This is a genomic window from Runella limosa DSM 17973, assembly GCF_000482465.1.
Taxonomy (GTDB): domain Bacteria; phylum Bacteroidota; class Bacteroidia; order Cytophagales; family Spirosomataceae; genus Runella; species Runella limosa.
The window spans coordinates 89,954-104,348 of the sequence record NZ_AXVJ01000043.1 but is presented as its reverse complement, the minus strand read 5'-3'; the positions used below and the strand labels follow the sequence as shown (position 1 = coordinate 104,348).

The 14,395-nt window shown below is 45.5% G+C and carries 11 protein-coding genes; 3 read left to right on the top strand and 8 right to left on the bottom strand.

The genetic code is table 11. The features are described from left to right. Window positions 1–42 precede the first annotated feature (42 nt). Complete coding sequence (locus K339_RS0104450; protein WP_028522541.1) at window positions 43–1,704, top strand: UxaA family hydrolase; 1,662 nt, start codon at window positions 43–45, stop codon at window positions 1,702–1,704. Window positions 1,705–1,891: 187 nt separating this feature from the next. Next, the gene (locus K339_RS32530; RefSeq protein ID WP_037299210.1) at window positions 1,892–3,118 is read left to right on the top strand and encodes an MDR family MFS transporter; all 1,227 of its coding nucleotides are present in this window, start codon (window positions 1,892–1,894) and stop codon (window positions 3,116–3,118) included. Window positions 3,119–3,165: 47 nt separating this feature from the next. Here the strand turns inward: K339_RS32530 and K339_RS0104440 are convergent, their stop codons facing one another. Both K339_RS0104440 and K339_RS0104435 read right to left on the bottom strand, forming a co-directional pair. Next, a complete protein-coding gene (locus K339_RS0104440) occupies window positions 3,166–3,399 on the bottom strand; it encodes a PspC domain-containing protein (protein ID WP_028522540.1) in 234 nt (77 codons plus the stop codon). A gap of 122 nt (window positions 3,400–3,521) precedes the next feature. Then, complete coding sequence (locus K339_RS0104435; protein ID WP_028522539.1) at window positions 3,522–4,112, bottom strand: Uma2 family endonuclease; 591 nt, start codon at window positions 4,110–4,112, stop codon at window positions 3,522–3,524. A gap of 153 nt (window positions 4,113–4,265) precedes the next feature. On the opposite strand from K339_RS0104435, the gene thrA reads away from it, so the two are divergent. Beyond that, window positions 4,266–6,728, top strand: a complete 2,463-nt coding sequence (gene thrA / locus K339_RS0104430; protein ID WP_028522538.1) for a bifunctional aspartate kinase/homoserine dehydrogenase I — start codon at window positions 4,266–4,268, stop codon at window positions 6,726–6,728. A 230-nt stretch (window positions 6,729–6,958) separates the two neighbouring features. Here the strand turns inward: thrA and K339_RS0104425 are convergent, their stop codons facing one another. From K339_RS0104425 to K339_RS0104400, 6 genes are all read right to left on the bottom strand, one after another. Next, complete coding sequence (locus tag K339_RS0104425) at window positions 6,959–7,552, bottom strand: hypothetical protein (protein WP_157607469.1); 594 nt, start codon at window positions 7,550–7,552, stop codon at window positions 6,959–6,961. A 270-nt stretch (window positions 7,553–7,822) separates the two neighbouring features. After that, window positions 7,823–8,446, bottom strand: a complete 624-nt coding sequence (locus tag K339_RS32525) for an HPP family protein (RefSeq protein ID WP_037299209.1) — start codon at window positions 8,444–8,446, stop codon at window positions 7,823–7,825. A 99-nt stretch (window positions 8,447–8,545) separates the two neighbouring features. Next, the gene (locus K339_RS0104415) at window positions 8,546–9,256 is read right to left on the bottom strand and encodes a class I SAM-dependent methyltransferase (protein ID WP_028522536.1); all 711 of its coding nucleotides are present in this window, start codon (window positions 9,254–9,256) and stop codon (window positions 8,546–8,548) included. An 89-nt stretch (window positions 9,257–9,345) separates the two neighbouring features. Next, window positions 9,346–10,551 carry a tyrosine--tRNA ligase gene (gene tyrS, locus K339_RS0104410; RefSeq protein WP_028522535.1) on the bottom strand — a complete coding sequence of 402 codons (1,206 nt, stop codon included), beginning with the start codon at window positions 10,549–10,551 and terminating at the stop codon, window positions 9,346–9,348. Window positions 10,552–10,766: 215 nt separating this feature from the next. Continuing rightward, window positions 10,767–11,912 (bottom strand): hypothetical protein, encoded by a 1,146-nt coding sequence (locus K339_RS0104405; protein WP_028522534.1) that lies wholly within the window; start codon window positions 11,910–11,912, stop codon window positions 10,767–10,769. Window positions 11,913–12,009: 97 nt separating this feature from the next. Then, the gene (locus K339_RS0104400; RefSeq protein WP_028522533.1) at window positions 12,010–14,394 is read right to left on the bottom strand and encodes a TonB-dependent receptor; all 2,385 of its coding nucleotides are present in this window, start codon (window positions 14,392–14,394) and stop codon (window positions 12,010–12,012) included. Window position 14,395 lies beyond the last annotated feature (1 nt).

Here is a 14,395-nt window from a genome sequence, read left to right as displayed (position 1 = left end):
AATTAATAACTGTGGCCACGCCACTCATCTCAATTTGTTAAAATGCTTCACAAAGTATTAAAAGTAAACCCCAACGATAACGTAATCGTAGCTTTGCGCGACCTACCAGCGGGTGAAGTTGTTGAGTTTGAAGGAGAATCTTATCTCTTGCCCCACACCGTTTATGCCAAGCATAAGTTTGTAACCCACGATTTGGAAACGGGCGACGCCGTGACCATGTATGGCGTATTGGTAGGCCGTGCTTCACAGCCCATCAAACGCGGCGAACCCATTACCACTTATAACCTCAAGCACGACTCTGAGCCGTACAGCACAGCCAAGCGTCAGCCGTATAGCTGGACCCCGCCCGATGTAAGTAAGTGGGTGGGACGCACGTTTAAAGGCTACCGCCGTTCAGACGGAAAAGTTGGAACTTACAACTACTGGTTGGTAATTCCGTTGGTATTTTGCGAAAACCGCAACGTATTGACCCTGAAAACTGCTTTTGAGCGTGAATTGGGCTACGCACAACCTGAACTGTACCGCGACCAAGTGCGCGAAATGCTGCATTTGTACCAAAATGGTCAGTTAGAAACGGTTCAAAAATTAGCGCCTTTCACCGATTCTTCAACGCCTCGCCCGTGGTCGAATGACTTAAATCGCCCTTTCAAAAACGTTGACGGGATTAAGTTTTTGACCCACGAAGGTGGCTGCGGAGGTACACGCCAAGACGCCCACACGCTTTGCTCATTGTTTGCGGCTTATGCCGTTCACCCCAACGTGGCAGGTGTGACGGTGTTGAGTTTGGGTTGTCAGAACTCGGAAGAAAAAATCTTGATGGACGAAATCCACAAGCGTAGTCCTAAGTTTGATAAACCGTTGTATATTTTTGAACAACAGCAAGGAACGGAGTCGGCGATGATGTCGGCGGCGATTAAGCAAACGTTCTTGGGGTTGATTAAAGCCAACGAATGCGAGCGCGAAGACGTGCCTATTACCGAACTGGTAGTTGGGTTGAAATGTGGTGGTTCGGATGGTTTCTCTGGTATTTCGGCAAACCCCGTTTTGGGACAAGTATCAGATATTTTAGTGACATTGGGTGGAAAAACTTTGTTGGCTGAATTTCCTGAATTACATGGGGTTGAACAAGAATTGCTCAACCGTTGTGTGACGGAAGAAAAAGCGGCCAAGTTTGAAAAACTCATGCGTGATTATTCGGGCAAAGCCGATGCCGTAGGTTCGGCCTTTGCGTTTAATCCTTCGCCTGGAAACATCAAGGATGGCTTGATTACGGACGCTATCAAGTCGGCGGGAGCAGCGAAAAAAGGAGGCTCGGCACCAATTCAGGACGTGACCAACTACACGGAAATTTCCCACGAGAAAGGCTTGCAGTTGGTATGTACTCCAGGCAACGACGTAGAAGCAACCACGGGAAAAACCGCCGCAGGTGCAACCGTGATTCTGTTTACGACGGGCTTAGGAACGCCCACAGGAAACCCCATTTGCCCCGTGATGAAAGTGTCAACCAACTCGAAATTAGCCGATAAAATGGCAGATGTGATTGACTTTAATTGCGGTACGGTCGTAACAGGAGAGGAGACCATTGCCGAAAATGCCGATGCCTTACTTGAAGAAATCATCGCCGTAGCAAGTGGTAAATTAACTCACGCACAGCGCCTTGGCCAAGATGACTTCATCCCGTGGAAACGCGGAGTTTCGCTCTAGTCAGGTAAACAGTACGATAGATTCAAAAGGGTCAGTCGGAACTATACCGACTGGCCCTTTTCATTTTACACTTGTCCCGAACTCCGTTTCGGGACACATACGGTTCAGCGTCACAAGCTTGTCCCGAATTCCATTTCGGGACACATACGGTTCAGCGTCTCCGACGCCCATCATCACAGCTAAAACAATGATACAAAAAACAGCCACACTTTATCGAAATGCGTACGGCGGGATGTCACGCGAAATATGGTTGCTTGCCGCCGTGATGCTCATCAACCGCTCGGGAACCATGGTCATTCCGTTTATGAGCGTTTACCTGACCCAATCACTCCATTTTACCCTCTCCGACGCGGGTTTAGTGGTAAGTTGTGCGGGAGCGGGAGGAATACTTGGAGTTTATTTGGGCGGAAAACTAACCGATAAACTCGGCCATTACTACGTACAATTGTGCAGTTTGGCCTTGGGAGGAATGACGTTTTTTGTGTTAATGCAAATGCGAACCCTACCGACGCTGTGCATAACGGCCTTTTTTCTCAATTTTGTAGGAGAAGGATTTCGGCCTGCCAATTCGACCTCTATTGCCTATTATAGCACTCCCGAAAACCGTACGCGTGCGTATGCCCTCAACCGCCTTGCCATCAATGTTGGATGGGCGATAGGGCCTGCTTTGGGCGGAATTTTTGCTACGATTGGTTACAAATACCTTTTCATCGCCGACGGCATCACCAACATTGCTGCGGCGGTATTTTTGTTGCTATTGGTGAAAAATCGAAATGCCAAAAAAGCCGACCATTCGTCAACGGAGGAGACAGTGCCAGTGACTCAATCCGCCTTTCGAGATGGTATTTTTATGCGAATGTTGGTCTTTACGGTACTTTTTGCGATATGTTTTATGACATTTTTCAGCATTGTGCCCGTCTTTTGGCGTTCCGAACTGAAAATCAAAGAAGTCTATATTGGACTGCTGCTAGGGATGAACGGAGTGATGGTGGCGGCGATAGAAATGCTCCTCATTTATCGCATTGAGCACCTGCGTTCCAAGCTAACGTTTATTGGATGGGGCGTACTGCTGTGCGGCTTGGCCTATTTGTTTTTTGTTATCTTCCAAGGAATGGTCTGGATTTTACCCATTGCGGTAATTACCATTACATTTAGCGAAATGCTGGCCATGCCGTTTCTAAACTCCCTCACCATCGAACGTTCGACACCCCAAAACCGAGGTCAGTATTCGGCCTTGTATTCGATGTGTTATTCGATAGCGCAAGTTACGGCGCCCGTCTTGGGAGGACAAATCGCCACTCGCTTTGGGTTTTATACGCTTTGGGGCGTATTGGTGGCTGTATCAGTGGTAAGTTATGTTGGTTTTCGGTGGGTAGAGTCGTTGGTAGAAGAGCGAAGCCGCGCTTTTTCTTAAAAAAAACAACCCGAAAGTTTTTAACTTTCGGGTTATTAAAACCGCCGTTAATTCTGCAACCTAATCACGTGGATAGGCTTTTCTTCCATAATGGCTTTGGGCAAAAACGCCCATAAAAGCACATAAATGAAGACGACAGGAACGCCCGCGGCAAAGAAAAATGCGATAACAAACAAAATACGAACAATCGAACGGTCGATGTCGAAATAATGTGCTAAACCTGCGGCTACCCCACCAATGGCGGCTTGATTTTTTATGCGATACAATCTGTTAGTTTCCATGGCTGTTAAATAGTTTTTGTGTTATTGTTGAATCAAAGGTACTATGTAATACACAATAGTTGCAACAACACCCACACCAATGGAAAAAAAGCGGGACAAAGGGAGATTTTTAGGGACGAATCTCAGTCGTTGATGTGCAATAACCCCACCGTTTGGGCATAAATATCTTGGAGCGAAATGGCTGATGGAAGCATCATTAATTGAATAGAATCGTCCAAACGACTGGTTTCGTGTACCAATGCCCATACATTAGGTGATTCTAGTTTTTGCCATACTTCTATTTTAACTCGCTCTGAATCAATGAGGACGTATTCTTTGAAAGAAGGAATGCTGCGGTAGTATTCAAATTTTTCGCCACGGTCGTAGGGGGCTGTACTTTTAGATAAGACCTCAATAATGGTCGTTGGATTGAGCATGGTGTCAAACTGGTCATCGAGCAGCTCAAGCTTTCCACAAACAATCGTTAAATCGGGGTAGGTGTAAAATTCTTCGGTAGGAATCCAAAGACGAAAGTCTTGAGAAAAATGCTGGCAACGAGAGCTTTTGAGGCGAACTCCTATCTCTCCGCTTAAATTTGCGGTCACGCGATTGTGATTGCGCGATGCACCAGCCATCAACGTGACTGTACCTCGATGGTACTCACTTTTGGATTCAGCAGCGCGTTCCCATTGCAAATAATCATCGGGCGAGAGTGTTTTTTCAACGGCAGACATAACTTTTAAGGCATTGTTTACAACAAAAATACGATAATTCCCCTATCACCGCACTATATTTGCAGCTATACAAGTAAAAGCGGTGCTAGTCACCCGATTATTCACTCACCGAGGCGGTTCGCCGCTCCAGTTTAACGATACGCTATAGTTAGAATGAAAGTCCTCAAGTTTGGCGGCACATCGTGCGGCACAGTCGAAAGTATCCAGCAAGTCATCCAGATTTTACAAGATAATATTGCAAAAGGCGAACGCATTGCCGTGGTGTACTCGGCGATGGGGGGCGTCACCAATAAACTGATTGAGATTGGCCGCATGGCTTCTACGGGTAACACCGACTACTACGATGCGCTCAAAGCCCTCGAAGAACGCCACTTTACGGCCGTGCGCGGGTTGATTGATATTAAAAGCCAGAGTAGTTCGATTGCCAAAGTACGTGGCCTCGTCAATGAACTCGAAGATTTACTAAAAGGGATTTCGCTGATTCGTGAATTATCGACTCGTACGCTCGACTTGTTGATGTCGTTTGGCGAACGCCTTTCAACGACCATCATCACCGAAGCCCTCAAAGCACGCGGCGTCAATGCGGAGTTTTGTGACGCGCGCACGCTCATTCGCACCAATAATCATTTCAGCTACGCCGAAGTAGATTTTGAGGTAACAAACGCGCAAATCAACGCACATTTTGCCAAAACTGACGCCTTGTTGTGCATCACGGGCTTTATTGGTTCTACCGAAGACGGCATCACAACGACGCTTGGCCGCGGAGGCTCGGATTATACAGGCTCGATTTTTGGCGCAGCATTGGACGCGGAAGTAATTGAAATTTGGACAGACGTGGACGGAATGATGACTGCCGATCCGCGTAAGGTGTCGAATGCTTTTACCATTCCGACCATTACCTACGCCGAAGCGATGGAGTTAAGCCATTTTGGAGCAAAGGTGATTTACCCGCCGAGCTTGCAACCTGCTTTTGCCAAAAATATTCCTATCAAAGTACTTAATACCTTCAACACGGCTTCGGAAGGAACAACCGTGCACAATACGGCCCTCGAAACCCCTTACGCCATCACAGGGATTAGCTCGATTGATGACATTGCGTTGGTCAACGTCCAAGGAAGTGGGATGATTGGCGTGGCAGGGGTATCGGCTCGTTTGTTTTCGGCCATGTCGCGCAATAAAATCAGCGTGATTTTGATTTCGCAAGCCTCGTCGGAGCACTCGATTTGCTTTGCGATTGACCCTAAAAATGCCGAACGGGCTAAAGATGTGCTCGACCAAGAGTTTTCGGTTGAGATTGCGGCAGGCGACATCGACCGCGACGGTATTCAGATTCAGCGCAACGTTTCTATCATCGCGATTGTGGGTGAAGGAATGCGCCGTAGTACGGGGGTGTCTGGAAAACTGTTTACAGCACTGGGCAAAAATGGTATCAACGTGATTGCGACGGCACAAGGCTCTTCGGAGTTGAATATTTCGGTAGTGATTCAGAAAAACGACCTTTCGAAAGCACTCAACGCCATTCACGGGGTATTTTTCCAATCAGAAGTACGGACACTCAACTTGTTTGTGGTAGGTACGGGCTTGATTGGAAGTACATTTTTGAAACAACTTGCGGCGCAGGCTGACTATTTGGCTCAAGAAAAATTGTTGAAAATCAACGTGGTAGGATTGGCACGTAGTAAAAAAATGTGGCTCAATCCAGAAGGGATAAGTTTACAAAATTGGACAGAAGAACTCGATGAAAACGGAAAAACGACCAGTCTTTCGGCGTTTGTACAGCGTATTCGGGAGTTCAACTTGCCTAATAGTGTCTTTATCGACTGCACGTCCGATAAAGATATCATTCAATATTATTTCCCGTTGCTCGACGCGAGTGTTTCGGTGGTGACGCCCAACAAAGTAGCTAACTCAAGTAGCTACGCCGAGTACCGTCGTTTGCAACAAACGGCCGTTCGGAAGGGTGTTAAGTTTTTGTATGAAACTAACGTAGGCGCGGGTTTGCCCATCATTAACACGATTCAAGGGTTGATGTCGAGTGGAGATAAGTTCGTCAAAATTGAGGCGATTTTATCAGGAACGTTGTCGTTTATCTTCAACAGCTTTGTGGAAGGTACTCGTTTTGTGGATATCGTTGGTGAGGCCAAAGAAAAAGGTTACACCGAGCCAGATCCACGCGACGATTTGAGCGGGCTAGACGTGGCGCGTAAAATTTTGATTTTAGCGCGTGAAACAGGCATTGCACTCGAAATGAGTGATATTCAAATTGCACCAATTTTGCCCGAAAACTGTCTTCAAGCACCGACAGTTGATGCGTTTTTTAAGGAAGTAGAAGGTTCTGATGCGTATTTTGCAAATTTGCTCAACGAGGCCGTAGCCAAAGGCGAAAAACTTCGCTACATCGCTACCCTTGAAAACGGCAAAGCCACGCTCCAGCTTCGTACGGTCGATGCTGATCATCCTTTCTATTCGCTTTCGGGTGCCGACAATATTGTTTCGTTTACAACGGAGCGTTACAACAGCCGTCCGTTGGTGGTCAAAGGTCCAGGGGCAGGCGCAGAAGTGACGGCCTCGGGAGTATTTGCCGACGTCATGAGTATTAGTAGCTACTTGGCATAGCCGTACATCTTCCTTACTTCGGTTTTGAGAAACTTCAGGCACAGTGCGTGTCGCTGGTTTCTCAAAATCAAGCTTGTTGGTAGTGTGGCTGTGTCGCTGGTTTCTCAAAACCAGCGTATTGGTAGCGAAGTTGGTGCGGTATTGGGTTTTGAGAAACCCTTACTTCGGTTTTGAGAAACCTCAGGCACATGCCGTGCCGCTGGTTTCTCAAAACCAGTGCATTACAATACCTAGAAATCTGCGCGCAAATAGATTGCTTTTAATTGGACTATTTTCCATTTCTTATCGACAAAGTCAAAGACGTTTTTGTCCATCATCAACTCAAAAGAGTTAGCATTAATCCGTTCTAAATGCGTAACTGTGCCGATTTTTTTGTTGCTAATTGTCAGTTTATCAATGAGTTTGATTTGCTGGTCTTTTTGTATTTCGTACGTAAATCCTTCAAAAGCAGGTTGGTACCAGTGTAGAAAATAGTTTCGGTTCGACAAAGAAGTTGAATCAATGGCTTGATGCGGAAAGTTAAAATCAATGCTTGGAGTCTTATTTTGATTACTGGCGTGTGGTCTTATTTCGGCGTTATATACAGAACCCGTTGAAGCAAACATAGGAATAGTAGCCTGTTGCGTATGGTCATAATAGCGGGCTGTTAATTCACCCAAAAAATCAACCGAGCGCACTCCATCATTGTTTAAATCTACAGGAGTGTCGGAGGAAATAGACGTAAGTGTGTACCAGCCTCCTAGTGTATTGACAGGTGAGTTGGAGTTGCTAAAACAACTTTGTAGCATAAGGCTCACGACTAAAAGAAGAAAAAAGGTTTTCATAACGTGTTGAATTTGAGGTTTTGTAGCGGTGTGTTGCTGGTTTGTCAAAACCAGCTTTTTGGTAACAAATTGATTAAAGAATTGGGTTTTAAGAAACCCTTTTTGCGGTTTTGAGAAACCGCAAGCACGTGGCAGTGTGTTGCTGGTTTCTCAAAACCAGCCTGTTGGTAACAAATTTACAATCGAATTGGGTTTTAAGAAACCCTTTTTGCGGTTTTGAGAAACCGCAAGCACGTGGTAGTGTGCCGCTGGTTTCTCAAAACCAGCTCGCTAATAGTGTTTTTTCTTCATTCGCTTTAGAAATCTTTTTGTGGGACGGGTTGCCCATTGGAACGTTCTCGAAAAACGACTGTTGGTGGGGTACTTGCGGTTAGGGGTAAGGTTGTTAAAAATAAGTGCTACAATCAGCAAAATAAACACGCCAGTGGCAACGGGTGAAAGCACAAACCAATAGCCCAAGTGTTTGATTTTTTCTGAACCTATGACGGCAATCAACGCCGTCGCACCTCCAGGTGGGTGCAACGTCTTGGTGATTTGCATACACAAAATGGACAAAGACACTGCCAAAGGGGCTGTAAACCAGATGATATTGGGAAAGACTTGGTAGATAGTTACTCCCAAAACGGCTGAAATGAGGTGCCCGCCGACCAAGTTTCGCGGTTGAGCCAGCGGACTTTGAATCGCTCCAAAAATCAATACGGAAGACGCCCCAAATGAACCGATTAAAAACAAATTGTCAACTTCGGAGAGAGTAGTTTGCAAAAAGGCGATTAGCCCAATGCCTAAAAAAGCACCCGTAAACGACCAGAAATTTTCAACGGAATCGACGAGCGTTTCTTTGTACACGATGTACTTGGCTATGCGATAGCCTCTTCTGATTTTTGACTTGACCATCTTTGGAATACTACTTAAAGGGGGCGCTACGACGTGCGGAAATGGTAGCGAATCTGATTTTACTGCAAATATCTAAAAGTTGTCCCAAATTTCAGCGGGCTATTTTTTTACGGCCCGAATGCACATAAACGCAGGAAAGGCATTGAGTTCCTTGAAGTGTTTGGGGTCAAGGGCCTCAAATTCAGGTGTGGGTTTAGGTTCTACGAGTTTATCAATGTAAAAACCATTGTCGGTGAGCGGAGCGATGCACTCACTCAGCGGCCTTCGGAAACTGTTGATTTCAACGGGCGAGCCAAATCCTTTCCAAACACATTTGACGTGTTCGACCTCAAAATACTTCGTTGACTGGAAATAATTGTACTCAAAAAACGGGTGCTCCATCGACACGATGAGGGTACCGTTAGGTTTTAAAACCCGACAAAACTCCTGTATTGTCAATGTCCAGTCGGGTAGGTAATGTAGGGCGAGGGCGCACAGCACCAAGTCGAAGGTACTATCCGAGTGTTGTTCGAACGGGGCGGAAAGGTCATGAACGTAGAAGTTGTTTTGGTGCTCAGGGTTTCGCTCTTTGGCCAATGAAACCATCGTGGGGCTTAGGTCAAAGCCTGTTACCTGCGCTCCTTGCGATAGTAAGATTTGGGCGTATTTGCCTGGCCCACAAGCGGCATCTAAAATTTTCTTCCCTGCTACATCAGGCAGTAAACTAAGCGTATTAGGGCGGTCATAGTGTGCGTTATGAGGTTTGTATTCAATGAGTTCGCTGTATTTGAAAGCCAGCTGCTCGTAGGCTTGTAAGATGAGGTCTTTCATGGGCTGTTGTAAAAATTATCGAAGAAATGGAAAAGTTTGCAAAATAGGTTACCAGAGGTGATTTTACCTCTGGCAATCGAAAAAATATTCTATACTAGCTCGTAGCAGTCACGTTTACCAATTTGAATTTTTGTGTGGTTTGTAGGGAAAAGTAAGAGGTAAGGATCAGTGGTTTTGATATTATTAATGCGGACTGCTCCACTTTCAATTAAGCGTCTGATTTCTGACTTTGTTACTTTTCCTCTGAGTTGATGACAAAGTTGGAGTAAAGAAAGTGTTTCCCCCTCTGTTTGTAATGAAGAAATATTGACGGAAACAAAACTTTTGTCCTCAAATCGTTGGCTTTGAAATTGGTTCTTAAAAAATGATTCTGCTTGTTCGGCTTCTTCGGCAGAATGATATTGGGTAATAATGTTTTTAGCAATCACTTTTTTGAGATTCATAGGGTTTTCTCCCTTCTCCAAACAGCTTTTGAATTCCTTTTTTTGGGTAGAAGAGAAATCGGTTGTGAGCTCCAAAAATTCAAGAATGAGGTCATCAGGAATCGACATTGTTTTGCCAAACATGTCATTGGGAGTATCTGTCAACCCTATAGTATTATTTAGAGATTTACTCATCTTTTCTTTTCCGTCCAACCCTTTTAACAAAGGCATACACATAACAATTTGGGGAGAAAGATCATGCGCTTCCATTAGGTGTCGCCCCATGGCGCAGTTGAAAAGTTGGTCAGTGCCACCCATTTCGATGTCGCAGTTGATTTGAACCGAGTCAAAACCCTGCAAAATAGGATAGACTAGCTCGTGTATGGCGATGGGCGTATTTTCTTTGAGCCGTTTGTTAAAATCGTTACGTTGTAATAATTGAGCTACCGTGACTTTTGACAACAATTGAATGATTGCGGAGAATGGCAATTGGTCAAGCCAATTGGAGTTGAATACAATTTGTGCTTGAGAGACATCAATTACTTTGGAAAGTTGATTAATGTATGTTTGGGCATTGTGCTGGACTTCAGCGGCATTCAAGGGCTTTCGACTTTTATTTTTGCCAGTAGGATCACCGATTTGAGCTGTAAAACTTCCGACAACGATTACAATCTTGTGCTCAAGCTCTTGAAATTGTTTTATTTTCTTGAGTACGACGGCATGGCCTAGGTGCAAATCGGGTGCAGTGGGATCAAATCCTAGTTTGATGATGAGTTTACGGTTTTGTCGTTGAGTATGAGCTAGTTTTTCCTCCAGCCCATTTTCGGGGAGGGTAATTTCAACGTTTTCTTGGAGGTGTTTGATTGTTTCCATTGTTTTTGAAAATAAAAAAAGCCCGGACATTGCTGCCCGGGCTTTGAGGTTATGTTGTGTACCAGTTACTTACAATAGTTGCGGTGTTGAAGTATGAACATAGCCTTCCCGAGCAAATATTGTACGATAATAAGTGCTAAAAAATGGAAGACGTAGTATGTTGTTCAGGTGCTTCATTGTGACTGCAAAGATAAGAGTATTTTTCTATCCTTCCATCATTTCCCCGTTACAGGCATTCGCACTGTTTTAATCACAGGCTCGGAGAATGTCTTTTTTTCGTAGCGAGGCGTGAGGTTTGTTTCGGTGATGACTTTGTCTTCGTAGGTGGTGGTTTCTACGATGGCAATCACTTTTACCGACGCATCTACGCCCTGAACTAGGTTGTCGTTGGAAAGTAAAATATAGTACGCACCTTGGCACAGGGCAGGGTCAGAAAATTTCCTAAAACCTGCAACACCCTTCCCTTGATCAATGACTCGGTTGGGCTGGCCCGCTATAAACAAGTCACGGTTGGTTTTGTCGGCGATGGCATAATATACGTCTTCCCCCATTTTAGGAATGGCCAAATCGGTCACAACCCCCGCTGCTAACGCCCCGAGCGGTGTGGTAAAATACGCCGCTGCCCCTTTGGCGATACTTACGATGATTTTTGAATTTTGCTTCCACGCTTCGTTCGCTTCATTGCCCACACCTACCCAGTACGCCCACGATACCACTTTGGTCGTTTTGTAAGGGGTAATGACGTTTTTGGGAAGGGTAAACGACAGCGATGCCTTGTTGCCGTTGGTGTTGGCCGACGAATGTACCCGCTGTGGTTTGTCAAAAACCAATTCCTCCCGCTGTTCCGATTTTACCACCACTTTTTGGGTTTTGCGGGTGTAAGTGGTGTCGTAACCTGCCAATACCTCTTTGGTGTAGGTATTGTAGGTCGTTTCTTGTTTATCTTCCCACGACACCGCTGTGTTGAAGTTAATCGTGACTTCACTCGCGGGTACTCGCTGGATTTTTATTTTACAAATACGCCCCAAAATGGCCCCGTTTTTAAACTTAAATAAATACACGCCCTGCTTCACCACCTGAATGGTTTTGGTGTCTATTTGGGTAGTTTTGTAGTCCGAGAACTTTGGCGTGTTGGGGTATTCAATGACCTCAATTTCTTTGAGTTCTTTGTCGTTGATTTCTTTGAACTGAAATAAAATTTTATCGCCCGCCGCAAACCCAAACTGTAACTCTTGCTCCTGCATGGGGCCAAGTTTGATGGTTTGTTCGGTGACGTCGATGGGGGCTTGCTGGGCAAACGAGGTGGTGACGAAAAAAAGCAACCCAATGTGAGTCCAACGGCTTAACAACTTAAAAGTCATTTGCTTAGTACTGTTTTCTTAGATAAAGTTGACTACCAACAGAGATAACAGCCGCAAAGTTCGTAAACAATACCCAAAGAACAGAATTTTTAATTCTCTACTGGACTCTTCGGCGTTCTTCTTCGGCGGAGTCTTCGGTTTGGCGGCGACGGGTGTACTTTTCGTTGCCAAAACGATAGCTAAAATTCAGTCCAATGCGGCGAGTATCGCTTTTACTTTGATGGTATTGGGTCGTATTTTGGTAATTGGTCATGGTTTCGGTGCGGTAGTTGGCAAAAGTCGGGTCTTCTATCATCAAACGAATACTGCCTTTGTCTTTCAAGATTTTCTTGCCGACGCTCACATAAATAGAATAAAAACTACTCATAGTCATAGTAAATACCTGGTCTCGGGCTGAGATTTGGGTGTACAATTCGGCCGACCACCCTTTGCCAAAACTAAACTGCTGGCTCGTATTGAAGCGAAACGAGACGTAGCGGGTCACGGCTAGGTCGCCATTGACGGTGCCTTGGATATTGAACCGAAACCCCTGAAAACTCACGTTGGTAGTCCAATACTTGTTGATTTTTTTGTTGTAGTTACTCACAATTCCAAACCGATAGCCCTTGCCCAAATTGAACGGTTTACGCACAAATACATCACCCTCCCGAATGTTTAAATCACCATTCAACCCATCCGCAAAATCCACGGCTAGACCTACACTAATGCCGCTGCTGTTTTGGTAACGAAGCTGGAGATTGTGCAGGTAAAAAGGCTTCAAGGAAGGATTGCCGCTGGTGAAGGTATAGTCGTCGATGTAGTTTAGGAAAGGGTTAAACTGTTGGTAACTAGGGCGATTGATGCGGCGGCCGTAGTTGAAACTTAGGTTATGTTTTCCCAAACTGTCCAACGTCCGTCGAAAAAAGAAGGTAGGGAAGAGATTCGTAAAATGCTGCGAAAACCGCTCGCCCGTCGTAGCGATATTGGGCAGCAGATTACCTTCAATATTGGTGTTTTCGGCACGTAGTCCTAGTTGGAAACTTGCTTTAGGGCTGAGGGTATGGCGCAGGCTCAAGTAAGCGGCGTTGATGTTTTCGTTATAAACAAAATGGTTGCTTTTGGTGGGGTCTATCACAAAACTTTGCTCTAGCTTATTTTCCACGTCAGCTTCGTTGGTATTTTGGACAAAACCAGTTTTTAACCCCGTTTCCACCGTGGTCTTTTTAGAGATAGGGAGTCGATAATCCGTTTTAAAGGTGAAAATAGTGGCGGGGGTAAAGAAAATATTGTTAAAAATCTGGGTTTTGTCGTCATGGATGCTCTGAAAGTTTCGCATTCCTTCCGACCCAAACCGCTGATAACTGACATCGCCGCTCCATTCGCTGCCTGGCTTTTGGGGCTTGTGGGTAAAATTGAGGCTGGCACTTAGGCTATTCCAGTCAAATTGTCCACGATTGATGCCGAAATACGGCTCGTTGTTGATTAAATTAGTAAACACCGCCCCGTCGTTTCGATGGCTCTTTTGTACAAATAACTGACCACCGATGACCGTATTTTTGCTTTTATCGTAATCAAAACCAAGCCGAAGCGATCCCCCCAAACTCTGATTGGTTCCGATGTTTTCGCTGCTATATTGTTGACTGTTAGTGTTTTCGGTGGTAGTACGTGTAGAAGTCGTAACTGTACGATTGGCATCGCGAGGCAAACCAACGCCCCCAAACAAGTTCAGTTTCCCCAATCGATAGTTGAGGTTTAGGTTGTTATAACTTCGCCACGTGTGCCCTACGCTTTGGCTGGTACTTACATTGCCCGTCAGGCCGTACAGTTTATTTTTTTTCAGCACAATATTCACAATAGCCGAACCAGCGGCATCGTATTTGGCAGGAGGCGAATCCATGAGTTCCAGCTTATCCAGCATTTGGGCGGGGAGTGATTTAAGGTACGTCGATAAGTCGTTGCCACTCATGTAGGTAGGCCGCCCGTCGATGAGCACCAGCACGTTGCCGCGCCCGTTGAGTTGGACATTTCCGTTTTGATCTACCAGCACGTTGGGCGTTCTTTCCAACACCTCTTGGGCCGAAAGCGTGGCAGCGCCGTTCATTGCTTCCACATTAATCACGGTTTTGTCCTCCTCTTGTACCACCAGCGGACGAGTTGTTTTGACAACGACCTCGGCAAGCTGTTGCGTTTTGTCAGGAAGTAAAAAAATGGTGGGAAGCGTAATAGGCGCTGTTCCCAACCGAATCGTGGGGCTTTGGAATTTTTTTGAACCTAGGTAGCTGATTTTTAGAAAATAACTGCCTTGTTTGAGGTTGGAAAACTCAAATTTACCTTGCGCATTTGCCGAGTTACCTGCCACTTGTTGACTATCGGGCAAGGCAATCAGCAGGACGTTGGCTCCTACGGCAGCCTCGTTGTGGTGGTCTTTGATTTCACCTCGGAGGGAGTTTTGAGCCCAAGTCGTTGAAGTAATCAATAGAAAGAAAAGGAGGTATTTTTTCATG

Coding starts and splice junctions, on each gene's coding strand:
- K339_RS32525 (WP_037299209.1), bottom strand. CDS start 8,446: ATGGTCAAGTCAAAAATCAGAAGAGGCTATCGCATAGCCAAGTACATC.
- K339_RS0104440 (WP_028522540.1), bottom strand. CDS start 3,399: ATGGAAACTAACAGATTGTATCGCATAAAAAATCAAGCCGCCATTGGT.
- K339_RS32530 (WP_037299210.1), top strand. CDS start 1,892: ATGATACAAAAAACAGCCACACTTTATCGAAATGCGTACGGCGGGATG.
- K339_RS0104405 (WP_028522534.1), bottom strand. CDS start 11,912: ATGACTTTTAAGTTGTTAAGCCGTTGGACTCACATTGGGTTGCTTTTT.
- K339_RS0104435 (WP_028522539.1), bottom strand. CDS start 4,112: ATGTCTGCCGTTGAAAAAACACTCTCGCCCGATGATTATTTGCAATGG.
- K339_RS0104415 (WP_028522536.1), bottom strand. CDS start 9,256: ATGAAAGACCTCATCTTACAAGCCTACGAGCAGCTGGCTTTCAAATAC.
- tyrS (WP_028522535.1), bottom strand. CDS start 10,551: ATGGAAACAATCAAACACCTCCAAGAAAACGTTGAAATTACCCTCCCC.
- K339_RS0104425 (WP_157607469.1), bottom strand. CDS start 7,552: ATGAAAACCTTTTTTCTTCTTTTAGTCGTGAGCCTTATGCTACAAAGT.
- K339_RS0104400 (WP_028522533.1), bottom strand. CDS start 14,394: ATGAAAAAATACCTCCTTTTCTTTCTATTGATTACTTCAACGACTTGG.
- K339_RS0104450 (WP_028522541.1), top strand. CDS start 43: ATGCTTCACAAAGTATTAAAAGTAAACCCCAACGATAACGTAATCGTA.
- thrA (WP_028522538.1), top strand. CDS start 4,266: ATGAAAGTCCTCAAGTTTGGCGGCACATCGTGCGGCACAGTCGAAAGT.